Raw genomic sequence first — 16,421 nt, forward strand, 5'->3', positions numbered from 1 at the left:
GATAAACAAAATGGCGCGAGCTTGTCGCGCCACTCCAAAACAATCAAGGCTGCAAATGTCGCGCTAGAAAGCGTTCCATACGCTCGTAAAACTCGAACTTGTTCTCGTCGTTGTGAAAGCCGTGGCCTTCGTTGTCCTTGACCATATACTCCACGTCTACACCACGTGCTTTTAAAGCCTCGACCATTTGATCGCTTTCCGCCTTGTTCACCCGAGGATCATGTGCGCCCTGAGCAATAAATAGCGGAGTACGGATTTTGTCGGCGTGCAGAACCGGAGAGTTGGCTTCCAGCAGCTCTTTATCCTTCTCCGGATCGCCCACCATGGCGTGCATTTTCACCAGCAGCGGTTTCCAGTACGGCGGGATGGTGTTCATGAAAGTCAGCAAGTTGGACACGCCTACATAGTCCACTGCAGCCGCGTACAAGTCCGGGGTTTTGACGATACCGGCCAAGGTCGCATAACCACCGTAGCTGGCACCGTAAATGGCAATACGCTTGGGATCAGCAATCTTTTGATCAATCAGCCACTGCACGCCATCGGTAATATCGTCCTGCATGCTCAGGCCCCATTGCTTGAAGCCCGCTTCCCAGAACTTGCGGCCATAACCGGTCGAACTACGGAAGTTGATTTGCAAGACGGCGTAGCCACGGTTGGCCAGGAACTGCACCTCGGGGTTAAAGCCCCAATAGTCGCGCGCCCAAGGGCCACCGTGCGGGTTGATTACCACTGGCAAATTACGGCTGGGTACACCCAGCGGCAGACTCAGGTAGCCGTGGATTTTCATGCCATCGCGTGCCGTAAATTCGATGGGATGCATGGTCGCCATATCGCTTTCAGGCAGCGCACTATTGATGACAGCCAGCTTATGTAGGCTGTTGCTATCCACGTCATAGAGGTAGCGTGAGCCTGGATTGCGGTCGCTGTAGCTGGCCACAATCATTTTCTTTTCATCACGGGTGATGGACTGAACGCTGATCTCGTAGCCGGGCAGCTGGCGCGCAATTGCCGCGTGGATTTTCTCGCTGTGCTCGTCAAAGAAATGCTGACCCGGTTTGTCGGTGTAGTAATCCACCGAGGTCAGCACCTGGCGAAGACGGGAATAACCGGCCCCCATCAAATCGTAATCAGGCAATTCGTAAATTTTCTCTTCCTCGTGCGGCTTGGCAGGATCAATCAGGACTAAGGCCGAAGTGTCACGGCCACGATTGCTCAGCGCGTAAAAACGCTGGTTATCCGCGTGAAAGAAGAGGGGGCTGACTTCGGTACGGAAGTCCGTTTGCAAAATGCTGCGGAAGGGCTCGGATTCGCTGTCACGGTAACGCAGTTCGGAATCTACGCCCGAGATCGAGATCGCCAAACGCACACGACCTTGATGGTCCGTGCTCCAGCCCAGTACATCGCCTGGGTTCTCAGCGGCCAGGGTGCTTTCACCGGTCAGGACATTCACCTTGTAGACATCAAACACTTCCGGGTTGCGGCCATTGTGTGACACCAGGATATGCTCCGGGTCGTCGGGCAAGTCATCCTGTACACCGGCGCGCACACCTTCCAGCGGTGTCAGATCAGTGACTTTGCCCGTGATCACGTTCACGGCCAGTACGTGATAGTTCTCGTCGCCATTGACGTCCTTGGCGTAAATAACGGTCTGGTCGCCTTTCCAGAAGTATTCGGCAATATCGCGCTGATGTTCAGCGGTGACTCGACGAGGCTCACCGACCGGTTCACTGCCTTTCAACTCTTGCACAAAGATATTTTGACGGGCGGGATTGCCATCAATTTTGACGGGCTCCATAAAGCCGATCATGCGCCCCTGGTCCGAAATCCGGAAACCGCTACGCTTGGGATTCTGAAAGAAGTCCCGTATGTCGTACAGTGGGGGAGTGGTGCTAGCGACGTTATCCGGTATCAGGGCGTGGGCGCCCAACGAAAGCAAGAGGGACAAGAGCATAAGCAATAACCTATAAAACAGGGTTATGAGGATCAGACCAAGGACAAGCCTGCGTCAATCCCATTACTATATCGGATGATGGTACCCGGCAAAGCTAAGAGCCCTCTGAAAATAGGGCCAGAATAGCGGGGACAACCCAGGACAAGGACAGGCATGACTTCTTTGACTCGTATCGTTTTTCTGGATAGAGAGACACTGTCAGACAGCGTACAGCTGCCACAGGTTCCCTTTAAGCATGAACTGCAAGTGTACGGACGTACGGCTCCCGATCAAGTGGCCGAACGTATTGCTGATGCCGACATTGTCATCAGCAATAAAGTGGCGCTGCGGCGCGAGCATTTGCAGGCCGCGCCCAACTTGAAAATGATCGCGCTGGCCGCTACCGGTAGCGACAATATCGACCTGGATGCCGCCCGCGAACACCAGATTGTCGTCAGCAATATCCGCGACTATGCCGTACGTAGTGTTCCGGAGCACGTTTTTGCGCTGATCTTTGCCTTGCGTCGCAATATCTGCGCTTACCGCCAGTCTGTCAAAGAAGGCCGCTGGCAAGAAGCCCAACAGTTCTGTTATTTCGACTATCCCATACGCGATCTGGCCGGCTCCACCTTGGGGCTGATCGGTTCGGGCTCCTTGGGGCAAGCCGTTGCCACCATGGGCCGCGCCTTGGGCATGAAAGTCATCTTTGCCCAGCGCCGTGGTCAGACCATCGTCAGTCATGCTGATGACCGCCTGCCTTTCGAGCAAGTTCTGGAGCAGGCGGACATCCTCTCCTTGCATTGCCCGCTGACAGCAGAAACGCAGAACATGCTGGGCATGGCCGAATTCGAGCGTATGGCCCCGCGCCGCCCCTTGCTGATCAATACCGCCCGTGGCGGGCTGATTGACAATCAGGCGCTGGAGCACGCCTTGCGGCAAGGCTGGCTGGGTGGCGCCGGCATTGATGTTTGCACGCCCGAACCGCCACCCGCGGACCATATCCTGATGCGCTTGTTAGACTTGCCCAATTACATTTTGACGCCGCACATAGGCTGGGCCAGTCAGGAAGCCATGCAAGCCCTGGCAAACCAGCTGATCGAAAACATTGCGGCTTTCCACCGTGGCGAAGCACGCCATACGCTGTAGACAATGACTGATTTAAGCTCCTATCAAGCCAATTTTTCCCTGGCCGGCCGGTGCGCTCTGGTGACCGGCTCTTCTGCTGGTCTGGGCCTGGAAATCGCCCGTGCCTACGCCGCCCATGGCGCCCATGTGATTCTGCATGGTCGTAACGCCAGCAAACTCCTGCCGCTTGCCGAGGAACTGAAAGCCGCTGGCGCCCATGTCGATACCTGGGAGTACGATCTGGCCGATCTGGACTCCTTGCCGGGTTCCTACCAAGCCCTATGCCAGCACGTCGGCACGCCCGATATTCTGGTGAACAATGTCGGCGTGCGACTGCGCAGCCGCTTGCAGGACGCCAATTGGGACGATATTGAGCATTTGCTGAATGTGGACCTGCTGGCGACGCTGAAATTGTCCAAATACGCGGCCCAGGCCATGCTGCACGCCCAAACCCAGCAAGGTCGTATTGTGACCTTGACCTCCATTGCAGGCCCGCTGGCCCGTCCGGGTGACGCTATTTACCCCGTCGCCAAGCAGGGACTGGCCGGGATGGTGCGTGCGCTGGCAGTAGAATTTGGCGGGCAGGGCATTACCAGCAACGGCATTGCTCCTGGCACGTTTGCCACAGAAAGCAATGCGGCGCTGGCCCAGGATCCGGTCAAAGGCCCTCTGGTGGTTGGCCGCAATCCCTTGGGACGCTGGGCCAATCCGGATGAAATCCGCGCTGCTGCTGTGTTTCTGGCCTCCCCGGCTGCTTCCTATGTCAATGGCCATATCGTGGTTGTAGACGGCGGATTCTCCATTACTTTCTGATTTTTCCTGATCATGCCGCTACCTCGTCCCATCCGCATCGCGATCAATGGCTATGGCCGCATAGGCCGTTGCTTGCTGCGCGCCATTTACGAATCCCCACAACGTCAGGCGTTTGATGTGGTGGTTATCAACGAGCCCGCCACGATAGCCACCATGGCTTACCTGACGCGCTTTGATTCGACTCATGGCGTATTCCCGGCCCAGGTAGAGCACAACGAACACGAACTGATTGTGGGTGGCAAAGCCATACGGGTTCTGCATGAAACCGACCCCAAAGCCATAGACTGGGCGGCGCTGAATCTGGACATGCTGATCGAGTGCAGTGGCGCCTTTGGCAGCCGCGCCGAGCTGCAACAGTTCCTGGACGCCGGTTGCCCTCGTGTGCTGGTATCAAACCCTGGCAATAGCGCCCAGGATGTGGATTTCACCACCGTGCTGGGCATTAACCATGAGCAGTTGCAAGGCGACGAGCGGATTGTCTCCAATGCGTCCTGCACCACCAATGCCATCATCCCAGTTCTGGCTGAACTGGATAAAACCTTTGGCATACGCCACGCCTTTTTAAGCACGCTGCACTCGGTGATGAACGATCAGCCCATGATCGACGGCTACCACAGCAGCGATCTGGCCCGTACCCGTTCCGCCTTGCAATCCATGATTCCCGTCTCTACCGGATTGGCGAGCGGCGTAGAACGTCTTTTGCCGCAGCTAAAAGGCAAGGTTCAGGCCAAGTCCATACGTGTGCCCATCTTGAACGTGTCGGCCATTGATCTGATGGTCAATCTGGAGCGTGACACCAGCCGGGACGAAATTAACCAGCTATTTCAGAAAGCGGCACAGCAATGGCCTGGTATTCTTGACTACTCCGATCAGGCCCATGCCTCGATCGACTTCAATCACAATCCACACTCTGCCGTGGTGGACGGATCACAAACCCGAACCAATGGGGACGGGCTGGTCAATATGCTGGTCTGGTTTGATAACGAATGGGGGTTTTCCAACCGCATGCTCGATATTGCCTGTGTGTGGGCTGCGCGCTTTTTGCGCCAGCCGTGAACACCCCATTTCCAAACTGAACTGTCTTCCGAATTCTTACAGGAGCCATGATGAGTACGACACGTATTGAACAGGATTCCATGGGAACCATTGAGGTTCCCGCCGACCACTATTGGGGCGCACAGACACAGCGCTCGATTCTGAACTTCCCGATTGGTCGCGACCGCTTCCAGTGGGGCCGCAGCATGATCGAGTCGCTGGGCATCCTGAAAAAATCCACGGCCCTGGCCAACCAGGAACTGGGCGAATTGCCCGACGAGCTAGCCCAGTTGATTGTCAAAGCGGCTGATGAAGTGATTGCAGGCCAGTGGGACACCGAATTCCCGCTGGTAGTGTTCCAGACCGGATCTGGCACGCAAAGCAATATGAACGTGAACGAGGTGATCTCCAACCGCGCCATTGAGCTGGCCGGTGGCGAGAAGGGCAGCAAAAAGCCCGTCCACCCGAATGACCACGTAAATCGCGGCCAGTCGTCTAACGACACGTTCCCGACTGCCATGTACATCGCAGTGGGTCTGGAATGTCAGCGCCGCCTGCGTAAAAACGTGGGCCAGTTGCGCGACACCCTGGCCGCCAAAGCCAAGCAATTCAACAATATTGTGAAAACTGGCCGTACCCACTTGCAAGATGCCACGCCCATCACGCTGGGTCAGGAAATCGGTGCCTGGGTTGCGCAGATTGATTTCGGCCTGCAAACCGTGGACAAGGCACTGGACGGCATTTACCAACTGGCGATTGGCGGCACTGCCGTGGGTACAGGTCTGAATGCCCATCCGCAGTTTGGCGAGCGCACAGCGGCCCATATTGCCAAGATCACAGGTCTGCCATTCCAGGCTGCCGAAAACAAGTTCTTCGCACTGTCGGCCCACGATGCGCTGGTGAACCTGTCCGCCTCCCTGCGTACCCTGTCCGGTGCCTTGATGAAGATGGCTAACGACGTGCGCTGGCTGGCCAGCGGTCCTCGCTGCGGGATTGGCGAACTGCAAATCCCCGAGAACGAGCCCGGTTCCTCCATCATGCCCGGCAAGGTCAACCCGACTCAGTGCGAAGCTCTGACCATGGTAGCCGTGCAGGTCTACGGTAACGACGCTGCTGTCGGCTTTGCCGGCAGCCAAGGCAACTTCCAGCTGAACGTCTACAAACCGGTGATGGTGCATAACGTCCTGGAGAGCATTGCCTTGATCAGCGATGCGTGCCTAGCCTTTGATGAGCATTGCGCCCAGGGCCTGGAGCCTGTCATGGAGAAAATCCAGCACAATCTGGATCAGAACCTGATGCTGGTTACCGCCTTGAACCGCCACATCGGTTACGACAAGGCCGCCTACATTGCCAAGACCGCCCATAAAGAGGGCCTGACCTTACGTGAATCCGCCCTGAAATCGGGCTACCTGACTAACGAACAGTACGATCAGTGGATTGTGCCGTTGGATATGACTCACCCGGGCTAAACCTCAGCCTCGGTTATGCTTGACCGTGTTCGCTCCATCAAGGGAGCGAACACCTAAGAAGACGGCCCTGTGTCTCTATGAAAGAGTAGGGGAGTGTTTCACCCCACCTAGCTGCCTTTCACTGCCCTATGCGTATAAAGAAAATTCTCGGCTTGTCCTCGGCGTTTGCTGCCACCGTGCTGGGCATGGCTGCCGCCATTGCGCCGACGCCGGCCCGGGCACAATCTGAACCTGTTCCTGTTATCAGCGGGCCGGCTGTCTCGGTTGAAATCCTGGCCAGCGGACTGGAACACCCTTGGGCCATGGCTTTTTTGCCCAATAATGCCGGAATTCTCCTTACCGAACGCCCAGGTCGCCTGCGCATTTGGACCAAAGAAAACGGCTTGTCTGAACCCATTACCGGTGTGCCCAAAGTCCACGCGCACTCTCAGGGCGGTTTACTGGATGTGGCTCTGGCCCCGGATTTTTTCCGCAGCCGCCGGATTTATCTGGCTTATGCAGAGCGGCGCGACAAGCAACACTCGGCCACCACCGTAGGCTATGGCGTGCTGTCTTCGGACCTGAAACGTATCGATGCCTTCCGTCCGATTTTCCGCCAGGAACCCGCCTTGTCCACCGGGCAGCACTATGGCGTGCGCATGACCTTTGATCCGGGTGGACGAGACCTGTACATTGCCTTGGGCGAGAACAACCAGCCCGCAACCTCCCAGCAACTGGATCATCTGCAAGGCAAAGTCGTACGTATCCGTCCGGATGGCATGGTCCCACGCGACAACCCCTTTCGCAGTCTGCGCGGTGCCAGGGCGGAGATCTGGAGCTACGGCCACCGTAACCCGCAGGGCATGGCCTGGAACCCCTGGACAAATGAACTCTGGGTCGCTGAACATGGCCCGCAAGGCGGCGATGAGCTGAACCGCATTCAATCGGGCGCCAATTATGGCTGGCCTTTGCGTACCAAGGGTCAAGGCTATGATGGCAAACCCATTCCCAACGCCAGTACCACACTGATTGAGGGCCTGATCGAACCCTTCCACTACTGGTCAGTGTCGCCTGCTATCAGCGGTATGGCTTTCTATAACGACGAGCGCGTCCCGGACTGGCAGCACAGCCTGTTTGTTGGGGCCCTGAAAGAGCAAGCCTTGATTCGTCTGCAATTTGACGAAGAGGACGGCCATATCGTCGGAGAAGAGCGCTTGTTGCAAGACCTGAAGCAGCGTATCCGGGATGTACGCGTCGGGCCGGATGGCGATGTCTATGTGCTGACCGACGAAAACAACGGCCAGCTCCTGCGCATACAAGCCAAGCCCTAATCCCTTAAGCCGGTTTGCGACTGCGTGTCGCCATAAAGCTGGGCAAGTATTTCTCGATCTCAAAGCGCGGGGCGGGGTGCATTTCTTCGATGTAATCGACCAGATGCAAACCTGCCTGCAACTGCCCACCAATCTGCTGCGCCAGGGAGTGCCCAAAAATCAAGGGCTCCATGCGAGCCTGCTTGGCTTGCAGGGCCTCGGTCTCCAGGCTGCTTAAGTCCGAATAAGGGACCGTGAACTTGGGACGGATCAAGCCCTGCTGGGCATAACTGGGATCCCGGTCGGCAATAAACACAGCCGGATTGAAGAAGCTGGACAGCAAATGTCCGCCTGGACGCAAAACGCGGGCGCATTCTTTCCACACCACGCTGATATCAGGCACATACTGGTTAGACACCGGGTGTAAGATCAGATCAAAACTCTCGGACGCAAAGCGCGATAAGTCGCACATATCGCCTTGTTCGATCTGCAAGGACAAGCCGTCACGCTCGGCCACCATACGGTCTTTGTCCAGTTGCCCGGCAGACAGATCAAACACCGTTACCTTAGCCCCGGCTGCGGCCAAAATAGGGGCTTGCTGCCCACCGGCACTGGCCAGGCATAAAACGGATTTACCTTGAATATCACCCAGCCAATCCGCAGGAACAGGCGAGGGCAGCAAATGCACTTGCCATTGCCCACGACGGGCCTGTTCAACCTGCTCGCTGCTGACAGGCAAGGACCAGGGGCTTTCGGTTTGCGCCTGCTTGTCCCAGGCACGGGCATTGTGTTCGAGTAAGTTGGAATCTGGCATAAGGGGCGCGTTTGTAGTTGTGATGGCTGTATTGAACACAGTCATAAAAAAGGCCGTCTCAAGGACGGCCTGCAGAGACTGAACAATCAGCTCAATTACTTGATCAAGGTGACGGGCACATGCACCAGGCTCAGCACCTTGGTTGTAACCGAACCCAGCACCAGGCCGGGTAGGGCGCTCAGACCGCGAGTCCCCATCACAACGTGATCGATTTGGTTATTTTCTACATATTCTTTGATAGTTTGAGCGGCGTTGCCGGCAATAATGCTCTCTTTGACTTTCAAGGGCGATCCAGCCAACACGGAGCGCGCAGGCAAAAGCGCATTGCTGCCTTCATCCTGGTAGTACGCCTGCAACACGTCTTCCGAGAAAAAGCGTTTAACGTTGCCCGACACGATCGGTGTAGGAACAGCCAGTACGTGCAAAGTGGCTTCTGGTTTGCCCGTTAGGATGTCAACCGCTGCTTTCAAAGCGCGCGTGGAAGCATCTGAGCCATCGACAGGAACGAGAACATTAAGCATGAAGACCTCTTGTAGTGTATGAACTGTTTAAGTATGAAGCACTAACTTCTACTAGGACATTACAGAATAAGCGCAGCGACCCGCTTGATCAGCATCAAGACCCACCGCAATTTATGAAAGCTTGTTCTATCATAACCGTATGATCACGATGTGCATGCCACATAGCCCCACTTATGTGCGGAAAAATACAAGTGCGACGCACCTTTCTCGCCCACCGTTCTGGCGCACCAGCCTTTTAATTAGGAGATACCCCTCATGCGAGTAAAGCAGCTACTGGTCTGTACAGCCTTGTTCAGTGCCGGTTTCAGTGCTCAGGCAGCCCAAGCCAGTTTTGAATCGGTCCAGGATGTGTTGACCAGAAACGCTTGCCTGTCCTGCCACACTGTGGACAGGAAAGTGGTCGGTCCTGCCTATAAAGACATTGCTGCCATGCGCAAGAGCGATCCGGCCAATGCTGAGGTGATTGCCCAGCATATTCGTCAAGGTAGCAAGGGGGTTTATGGTCCTTTACCCATGCCTGCAAATCCGGCCATTTCCGATGCGGACATCCAGGTAGTCGTGGACTGGATCATGGCGGGTGCGCCAAAAGAATAAGCAGGGTGTTGGCACACAGGGAAACGGTCATCCAAGGATGGCCGTTTTTATTGGCTGCGCAGGATTGCGATTTTCCGTGCCATCCTACGATCATCATTTTGATAGGAAAAGACAAACGCAGCATCTGCGGTCAACGGCTAGACCACAGAATCCCAAGGCGATAAAAAAGCCTGGGGGCATCAATAGCCAGGCTTTTTTCTACATGATCAGATTGACTTAAAGACTGTCGTCCCGATTCATCTTTTTGGCGTATTGCGCAGGCTGAAAGCTCCAGGCCATGATGGCCACCAATGCCGCCATTGCCGCATGCAACAGCCAGCCTGCCTGAAAGCCATTACTCATTTCACGCAACTGCACGCTGATCATGGGAAAGAGGGCCGCAATCGGAAAGCCACCGCCTTGCATCAAGGCACTCAACGTCCCGGCACGAGCCGCATCCGGAAAATGGTCCAGAGCCACCAACAGCAGCAAAGAAAAACAACCGCCCAGACCGATGCCGATAATAATCGCCCATAAATATGGGGCCATATCGGGCACAAAAGTAAAGGCCAGAAAGCCAACACATTGGCAAGCCAGGGCCAGCCATACCCACATACGGCGGTCTTTGTTCTTGGCCGCCAAGGTGGGCAAACCAAACGCCGCAATCGCTTGCGCCACCGACAAAACCGCCACCAGGCTACCGCTGGATTGCGCTGACCAGCCTCGATCTTGGTAGAACGTCGCTAGCCAAGTCACCAAGGAGGCATAACCCCCGTTGATCAGGCCAAAACACACCATTAAGGTCCAGGTGCGGGGACGAGCCAGCAAAGACAAGGAGGGCGGCGACAAATTCGCGCCCGGCTCCTGGCGTGGCACCACTTTCCACGCAATCCACAAGGCCACACTAATGGGCAAGGCCCAGAATGCCAGGGCGATACGCCAACTATCCGTCAAGGCACTCAGCAAAGGCGTAATCTGCGCGCCCAAAGCACCACCCCCCATCAGGGTGGCCGAGTAAATTCCGGTTACCTGAGCAATATGATGCGGAAACTGCTCTTTGATCAAACCGGGCATCCCAGCCTGCAACAAAGACACCCCAAAACCGCAGATCAGGGCTGTGGCAATCAGGCTGGCTCCATTGGGCACAAACCAGCGCAACACGCAGCCCAGACACAGCAAAAGCAAAGCAGTCATCAGCACGTGACGCAGCGCCAGGACACGCCGCAAAGAGGGCATGCAAAAGGCCCCCAGCCCCATCACCATCATAGGCAGCAAGGTCAACCAGGCCAGGCTGCTCAAAGGCATGTCCAAGCCTTCGGCCACCTGCCTGGCCAAAGTACCGCTGGATGTCAGAAAAGGGCGCAGGTTCAGCCCGACCAAAATGACGAAAGCCAGCCACAAGCCTGGGCTGGCCAATGCGCCCGACCGTGCGGGCGCAGTCTGAGTAAAAGACATAAAATCGTTATTGTTGTTGATGAGAAGAAAAAAATAGAGGGACGAACAGACCAGGCTTAGGGATTCGCCCCGGCCTGCTCCAGAATCTCGGCCATTTCGGTTTGGCTACGTTGGCGCGCCAAACTTAACGGTCGCACACCCTGACGATCCGGCAAGTTCACATCCGCCCCGGCCTTGATCAGCAAGCGCAGCACTTCCTGATGATCTGGCCCCCCATCGGACAGCACGATGGCCTCATGCAGGGCAGTCCAACCCAGATAATTCACGTGATTAGGGTCTACGCCCGCTGCCAGCAGCAAACGTACGATATCGACATAGCCATGTTCAGCGGCTGGGATCAAAGCGGTGCCACCATAACGGTTCACGCTACGCAGATCAGCCCCATTTTTCAGAGTCATGCGTAGAATTTCCAAACGGCCTTGTGCACCGGCAACCAGATAAGGGCTGTCGTGAATGGAGTCAGTCTGGTTCACATCCGCGCCCGCGCGTATCAACTGCTCAGCAATATCCACATGGTTCAACCAGGTCGCACGCAGCAAGGGACTTTGCCCTTGATCATCGCTGACACTGACACTGGCGCGTGCTCGTTTTTCTGACAGAATTTCGCGCACCTTGGCACTATCGCCTTGTTCGACTGCTTCCAGCAAAACGGTTTGCGAGTACACGTTGCCACTTCCTAAGGCCAGGCCCATCAACAGTCCTGCCAACAAGCCTTGAATTGTTGCGCTCATGTACGTTCCCCCTTCATGGCTTTGGCCAAAGGGGCCAAACGTCTATAAATAGCATAGTTAGGTTTTGATCAATAGCGCGTCACGGCCATAGCACTTATATTTTTAGGGATAAGCCTGACCGGCCGCTGCGACATCCAGCTCCGGTTGCGACATCAATCGGTCCAGTTCACTGCGTAAATAGTTCAAAAACACACGAGTTTTTTGTGGCATCAGGCGGGATGGCAATAGCGCCAGAATGGGGAAAGGCGCAAACTCCCAATCAGGCAAAACACGCTCCAGTTGCGCACAATCCGGATCCAGACGGCGCTCCAGCAAGGATGCGGCGGTAATTCCCAAATCATGCACAGCCAGCTTGCGCATCATGATGGCGTTATTCACAGTGATAGCCCCTTCCACAACAGCGTCATAACGCTCTTGATTCGGGCCGCGCAGGGACCAGATACGATCCGCACGAGCAGGGCGGGCGCAGATACACGTGTGTCCTTCCAACTCTGAAGGGTGTTTGGGCCGCCCTTTGCGATCCAGATAATTGCGGGTTGCATACAGCCCCAATCGAATCTGTCCCAACATGGTGGCGACCGCGCTGGAGTCGGGCTGGGCACCCACGCGAATGACGCAATCGTAATTGTCCGACTGCAAATCAATAGGCCGAATCGTCAAATCAAACTCCAGCTCGATATCGGGGTACTGCTGATTGAAGCCTCGGATAATGGACGGCATCAGCACAATGCTGAAGCTAGCCGGCATGGAAACGCGCAAGCGGCCTTTGGGGGTTTGGGCCACATCCAGCAACTGCTCGTGGGCCAGCCGGGCCTGTTCAACTACGGCCAGGCAACGCTCGAAATACACTTGCCCGGCATCGGTCACATCCACATTGCGGGTGCTGCGTTTTAGCAAAGCCACCCCCACTTCTTTTTCCAGTTCACGGATACGGCGTGACACCGTGGAGACGGGCATTCCCAAGGCCTGGGCAGCGCGACTAAAGTGGCGAGCGCGGGCCACTTCCACGAAGATCGCGATGTCGTTGAGCAAAGGGCCGGCGATAATGGTACTCATTTGGATTGTTCCATGAATGGAAATACATTTGCAATATTAAGGGTTTTTACTAGGTTTAGAAAGGCTCATACTCCATCTAACGATTCGCTAAACACCACAGCGAACGACCGAAAAACACACCATAGATATTTGGAGTAAATAATGAAAAGCATCACACGCGCAACTATCGCCAGCCTGATTCTGGGTGCTACCGCTTTGAGCGGCACCGCCATGGCAGCCACCAACAACGTCGCCACCGGTGAAAACCTGAACTACCCAACGATTCAATCGACCGACGCTCCTTTGAGCCGTCAGCAAGTGGTTCAGGAACTGGCTACCGCTCAAGAGCAAGGCTACGTTAGCGCGGGTTCCATGAGCGATTACCCACGTATTGATACCCGCTCCGAACTGAGCCGTGATCAAGTTGCAGCTCAAGCCAACGACTGGAACAACAACAACGGCTCCTTCGTTGCTTACTAAGCTGAATGATCGCTAGTTAGTCGTCGCTTCCCCCTTAAAACGCCTCTTCGGAGGCGTTTTTTTTACCGCCGGGCCGTCCTAAAGCACGGTGCCCCCGATAAAAACGCTCCCTTGGGGATGAGCCGGGACACACAGTAGCCCATTACGGACTGCTGTGCGCCAGACGAATCCGAGCGGCATGCAGGCCGCGAGGTGGAGCGCAAGCCGAAGGCGCAGCGTGGGGGCATTTTTTACCGCCGGGCCGTCCCAAGGTAAAAACGCCCCCTCGGGGATGAGCCGGGACACACAGTAGTCCATTGCGGACTGCTGTGCGCCAGACGAATCCGAGCGGCATGCAGGCCGCGAGGTGGGACGTAAGCCGAAGGCGCAGCGTGGGGGCATTTTTTACCGCCGGGCCGCCCCAAGGTAAAAACGCCCCCTCGGGGGGGCAGCAAGCCGAAGGCGCAGCGTGGGGGCTTTTATTATCACGTCTTGACCTTCCCATCGGGTCAAGCCCTAAAGTGGCTCCATTGACGATTCATTGAAGGGTGATTTCGATGACAACAAGCGCTTCAAACAAGGGCTCACGCCTGACTTTAGACGTAGAAGGCATGACTTGCGCCTCCTGCGTGAGTCGGGTTGAAAAGATTATTGGCAAAGTGCCAGGAGTGCAATCGGCCCAGGTCAACCTGGCCACCAACAAAGCCACCGTGGACTACGACGGGGCTGCCCCCATCCAAGCGATTATGCAGGCAGTGGAAAAGGGTGGTTACAAAGTTTCCCAACAAGACATCGTTTTGGATGTCCAGGACATGACCTGCGCTTCTTGCGTAGGTCGGGTGGAAAAAGCCCTGCTGAAAGTGCCCGGTGTACAAAAAGCCTCGGTCAATCTGGCTACCGCCAAAGCCCACGTCCAGGTCGTGCAAGGCGTAAAAGCTGCCGACCTGATTCAGGCCGTAAGCAAAGCCGGTTATCCCGCCAGCCTGGCTCAGGCCGCCGCCACAAACGACCAGTTCGAACGAGCCGAGCAAAGCTACGAAACCCTGCGCAAGCGTTTCTGGCTCGCTCTGGTTCTGGCCTTACCTGTTTTCATTCTGGAAATGGGCGGCCATATGGTGCCTGCCTTTCATCATTGGGTGGCCAGCACCATCGGCACACAAAATAGTTGGTTGATCCAGTTTGTTCTCACCACGCTGGTCTTGCTATTTCCTGGGCGAGAGTTCTATACCAAAGGAATTCCTGTTCTGCTGCGTGGCGGCCCGGATATGAACTCGCTGGTGGCGGTGGGGACGTTGGCAGCGTACAGCTTCTCGCTGGTTGCAACCTTTGTTCCCCAGTGGCTGCCTGCCGAATCCGTTTACGTTTACTTCGAAGCCGCCGCTGTCATCGTGGCCCTGATTTTGCTCGGGCGCGTCATGGAGGCCCGCGCCAAAGGCCGTACTTCTGAAGCCATTCAGCGCTTGCTCAGCCTGCAACCACCTACCGCCCGTGTACGTCGTGACGGACAGGAAGTCGAACTGCCTTTAGCCGATCTGCATACCGGCGATATCGTCCTGGTTCGTCCCGGCGAGCGTATTCCGGTTGACGGTGATGTGGTGGCCGGTCAAAGCTATGTGGACGAATCCATGGTGACGGGCGAATCGATTGCCGTCTCCAAATCCCTGGGCGATAAGGTCATCGGTGGTACGGTAAACCAAAAAGGTTCGCTGGAATTTGAAGCTACCGCCGTAGGGCAGGACACCGTACTGGCCAATATTGTCTCTATGGTTGAGCAGGCCCAAGGCTCCAAGCTGCCGATTCAGGCCGTGGTCGACAAAATCACGCTGTGGTTTGTGCCTGCCGTCATGACACTGGCCGTCTTGACCGCCATTGTGTGGCTGATTTTTGGCCCATCGCCCGCACTGAGCTTTGCGCTGGTCAATGCCGTGGCCGTGCTGATTATTGCGTGCCCTTGCGCCATGGGTCTGGCCACACCAACCTCCATCATGGTGGGAACAGGTCGTGCTGCACAGGCAGGTGTGCTATTTCGTAAAGGGGACTCTCTGCAAGCACTGCGCGATGTGAAAGTCGTGGCCGTGGATAAAACCGGCACCTTGACCAAAGGCGCGCCCGAGCTGACCGATTTTGTGTGCGCCTCGGGTGAAAACCAGGATCAGACTTTGGCTGCCATTGCCGCTTTGGAGAATTACTCCGAACACCCGATTGCTCAAGCCATCGTCAGCGCCGCCAAGGACAAGCATGTCACGCTACCCAAAGCCGAGCAATTCGAGTCCCTGACCGGCTTGGGCGTCACGGCTCAAATCGGAGCCGATCAATGGCATGTCGGTGCAGACCGCTTGATGACTCAATTAGGTGCAGACCTGTCTGCCTTTACGGAGCAAGCCCAGACGCTGGCCCAGGAAGGCAAGACGCCCATGTATGCCGCTCGCAACAAGCAGGTTATTGCCTTGCTGGCTGTGGCTGATCCGATCAAGGAAACCACCCCGCGCGCCATTGAGCAGTTGCATGCCCGTGGCATCAAAGTAGTCATGATTACCGGGGATAACCGCCACACGGCCCATGCCATTGCCCGCCGCTTGAATATTGATGAAGTGGTGGCTGAAGTCATGCCTGAAGGCAAAGTCCAGGCTGTCCAGGCCTTGCGCGAAACCCATCAACATCTGGCCTATGTCGGTGACGGGATTAACGACGCACCCGCGCTGGCCGTGGCCGACGTGGGGATTGCCATTGGCACCGGCACGGATATTGCCATTGAAGCGGCTGATGTGGTTTTGATGTCGGGGGACATGCAAGGCGTAGTCACCGCGATTGCCTTGTCCCACGCCACCATGCGCAATATCCGTCAAAACCTGTTCTGGGCCTTTGCCTACAACGTGGCGCTGATTCCCGTTGCCGCCGGTGTGCTGTATCCCTTTAACGGCACCTTGCTCTCGCCCATGTTTGCCGCAGGCGCCATGGCCTTGTCCAGCGTCTTTGTCGTTAGCAATGCCTTGCGTTTGCGTCGTGTGAAGCTGGATTAAGATCTTCTCAAAACACGTAGTACCGCAGGTCTTTAAAACCCGTTGTTTTAACAACGGGTTTTTTTCTTCTCTCTTCTCTCTCAGAGCAGAAACATGCCGCCACGGATGGGCGGCATGTTTATCGGGCAAAACAATATCGCCACACTCACGCT

At 56.0% G+C, this 16,421-nt stretch carries 14 protein-coding genes; 8 read left to right on the forward strand and 6 right to left on the reverse strand.

Annotated features, from left to right (window positions below; translation table 11 throughout):
- Window positions 1-43 precede the first annotated feature (43 nt).
- Window positions 44-1,951 (reverse strand): S9 family peptidase, encoded by a 1,908-nt coding sequence (locus tag CA948_RS05060; RefSeq protein WP_108727488.1) that lies wholly within the window; start codon window positions 1,949-1,951, stop codon window positions 44-46.
- Window positions 1,952-2,104: 153 nt separating this feature from the next.
- On the opposite strand from CA948_RS05060, the gene CA948_RS05065 reads away from it, so the two are divergent.
- The 5 genes from CA948_RS05065 to CA948_RS05085 all read left to right on the forward strand — a co-directional run bounded on the left by CA948_RS05065 (window position 2,105) and on the right by CA948_RS05085 (window position 7,682).
- On the forward strand, window positions 2,105-3,076 hold the full coding sequence (locus CA948_RS05065) for a D-2-hydroxyacid dehydrogenase (RefSeq protein ID WP_108727489.1): 972 nt from the start codon (window positions 2,105-2,107) through the stop codon (window positions 3,074-3,076).
- Window positions 3,077-3,079: 3 nt separating this feature from the next.
- A complete protein-coding gene (locus CA948_RS05070) occupies window positions 3,080-3,868 on the forward strand; it encodes an SDR family oxidoreductase (protein WP_108727490.1) in 789 nt (262 codons plus the stop codon).
- Window positions 3,869-3,880: 12 nt separating this feature from the next.
- Entirely contained in the window at window positions 3,881-4,924 is a 1,044-nt protein-coding gene (locus CA948_RS05075) for a type I glyceraldehyde-3-phosphate dehydrogenase (protein WP_108727491.1), read from the forward strand.
- 50 nt (window positions 4,925-4,974) lie between these two features.
- Window positions 4,975-6,372, forward strand: coding sequence for a class II fumarate hydratase (gene fumC, locus CA948_RS05080; protein WP_108727492.1), 1,398 nt, complete (start codon window positions 4,975-4,977; stop codon window positions 6,370-6,372).
- Window positions 6,373-6,500: 128 nt separating this feature from the next.
- Window positions 6,501-7,682 carry a PQQ-dependent sugar dehydrogenase gene (locus CA948_RS05085; RefSeq protein WP_203226753.1) on the forward strand — a complete coding sequence of 394 codons (1,182 nt, stop codon included), beginning with the start codon at window positions 6,501-6,503 and terminating at the stop codon, window positions 7,680-7,682.
- A 4-nt stretch (window positions 7,683-7,686) separates the two neighbouring features.
- Here the strand turns inward: CA948_RS05085 and CA948_RS05090 are convergent, their stop codons facing one another.
- Window positions 7,687-8,475: a class I SAM-dependent methyltransferase gene (locus tag CA948_RS05090; protein ID WP_108727494.1), complete on the reverse strand. Its 789-nt coding sequence runs from the start codon at window positions 8,473-8,475 to the stop codon at window positions 7,687-7,689.
- Between the two features lie 95 nt (window positions 8,476-8,570).
- Window positions 8,571-8,996, reverse strand: coding sequence for a universal stress protein (locus CA948_RS05095; RefSeq protein WP_094196705.1), 426 nt, complete (start codon window positions 8,994-8,996; stop codon window positions 8,571-8,573).
- 255 nt (window positions 8,997-9,251) lie between these two features.
- Between CA948_RS05095 and CA948_RS05100 the strand changes: the two genes are divergently transcribed.
- On the forward strand, window positions 9,252-9,590 hold the full coding sequence (locus CA948_RS05100) for a c-type cytochrome (protein WP_108727495.1): 339 nt from the start codon (window positions 9,252-9,254) through the stop codon (window positions 9,588-9,590).
- A 216-nt stretch (window positions 9,591-9,806) separates the two neighbouring features.
- Here the strand turns inward: CA948_RS05100 and CA948_RS05105 are convergent, their stop codons facing one another.
- From CA948_RS05105 to CA948_RS05115, 3 genes are all read right to left on the reverse strand, one after another.
- Window positions 9,807-11,024 (reverse strand): cyanate transporter, encoded by a 1,218-nt coding sequence (locus CA948_RS05105; RefSeq protein ID WP_108727496.1) that lies wholly within the window; start codon window positions 11,022-11,024, stop codon window positions 9,807-9,809.
- A 56-nt stretch (window positions 11,025-11,080) separates the two neighbouring features.
- Complete coding sequence (locus CA948_RS05110; RefSeq protein WP_108727497.1) at window positions 11,081-11,755, reverse strand: ankyrin repeat domain-containing protein; 675 nt, start codon at window positions 11,753-11,755, stop codon at window positions 11,081-11,083.
- 102 nt (window positions 11,756-11,857) lie between these two features.
- Complete coding sequence (locus CA948_RS05115) at window positions 11,858-12,811, reverse strand: LysR family transcriptional regulator (protein ID WP_094196709.1); 954 nt, start codon at window positions 12,809-12,811, stop codon at window positions 11,858-11,860.
- A gap of 141 nt (window positions 12,812-12,952) precedes the next feature.
- Here CA948_RS05115 and CA948_RS05120 point away from each other — a divergent pair, with 141 nt between their 5' ends.
- Together CA948_RS05120 and CA948_RS05130 are read left to right on the forward strand one after the other, a co-directional pair.
- Window positions 12,953-13,270: a DUF4148 domain-containing protein gene (locus CA948_RS05120; protein ID WP_108727498.1), complete on the forward strand. Its 318-nt coding sequence runs from the start codon at window positions 12,953-12,955 to the stop codon at window positions 13,268-13,270.
- Window positions 13,271-13,806: 536 nt separating this feature from the next.
- The gene (locus CA948_RS05130; protein WP_108727500.1) at window positions 13,807-16,269 is read left to right on the forward strand and encodes a heavy metal translocating P-type ATPase; all 2,463 of its coding nucleotides are present in this window, start codon (window positions 13,807-13,809) and stop codon (window positions 16,267-16,269) included.
- The last annotated feature ends 152 nt before the right edge of the window (window positions 16,270-16,421 follow it).

Source organism: Alcaligenes aquatilis, from assembly GCF_003076515.1.
In the GTDB taxonomy this organism is placed as follows: domain Bacteria; phylum Pseudomonadota; class Gammaproteobacteria; order Burkholderiales; family Burkholderiaceae_B; genus Alcaligenes; species Alcaligenes aquatilis.

Coding starts and splice junctions, on each gene's coding strand:
- CA948_RS05060 (WP_108727488.1), bottom strand. CDS start 1,951: ATGCTCTTGTCCCTCTTGCTTTCGTTGGGCGCCCACGCCCTGATACCG.
- CA948_RS05065 (WP_108727489.1), top strand. CDS start 2,105: ATGACTTCTTTGACTCGTATCGTTTTTCTGGATAGAGAGACACTGTCA.
- CA948_RS05070 (WP_108727490.1), top strand. CDS start 3,080: ATGACTGATTTAAGCTCCTATCAAGCCAATTTTTCCCTGGCCGGCCGG.
- CA948_RS05075 (WP_108727491.1), top strand. CDS start 3,881: ATGCCGCTACCTCGTCCCATCCGCATCGCGATCAATGGCTATGGCCGC.
- fumC (WP_108727492.1), top strand. CDS start 4,975: ATGAGTACGACACGTATTGAACAGGATTCCATGGGAACCATTGAGGTT.
- CA948_RS05085 (WP_203226753.1), top strand. CDS start 6,501: ATGCGTATAAAGAAAATTCTCGGCTTGTCCTCGGCGTTTGCTGCCACC.
- CA948_RS05090 (WP_108727494.1), bottom strand. CDS start 8,475: ATGCCAGATTCCAACTTACTCGAACACAATGCCCGTGCCTGGGACAAG.
- CA948_RS05095 (WP_094196705.1), bottom strand. CDS start 8,996: ATGCTTAATGTTCTCGTTCCTGTCGATGGCTCAGATGCTTCCACGCGC.
- CA948_RS05100 (WP_108727495.1), top strand. CDS start 9,252: ATGCGAGTAAAGCAGCTACTGGTCTGTACAGCCTTGTTCAGTGCCGGT.
- CA948_RS05105 (WP_108727496.1), bottom strand. CDS start 11,024: ATGTCTTTTACTCAGACTGCGCCCGCACGGTCGGGCGCATTGGCCAGC.
- CA948_RS05110 (WP_108727497.1), bottom strand. CDS start 11,755: ATGAGCGCAACAATTCAAGGCTTGTTGGCAGGACTGTTGATGGGCCTG.
- CA948_RS05115 (WP_094196709.1), bottom strand. CDS start 12,811: ATGAGTACCATTATCGCCGGCCCTTTGCTCAACGACATCGCGATCTTC.
- CA948_RS05120 (WP_108727498.1), top strand. CDS start 12,953: ATGAAAAGCATCACACGCGCAACTATCGCCAGCCTGATTCTGGGTGCT.
- CA948_RS05130 (WP_108727500.1), top strand. CDS start 13,807: ATGACAACAAGCGCTTCAAACAAGGGCTCACGCCTGACTTTAGACGTA.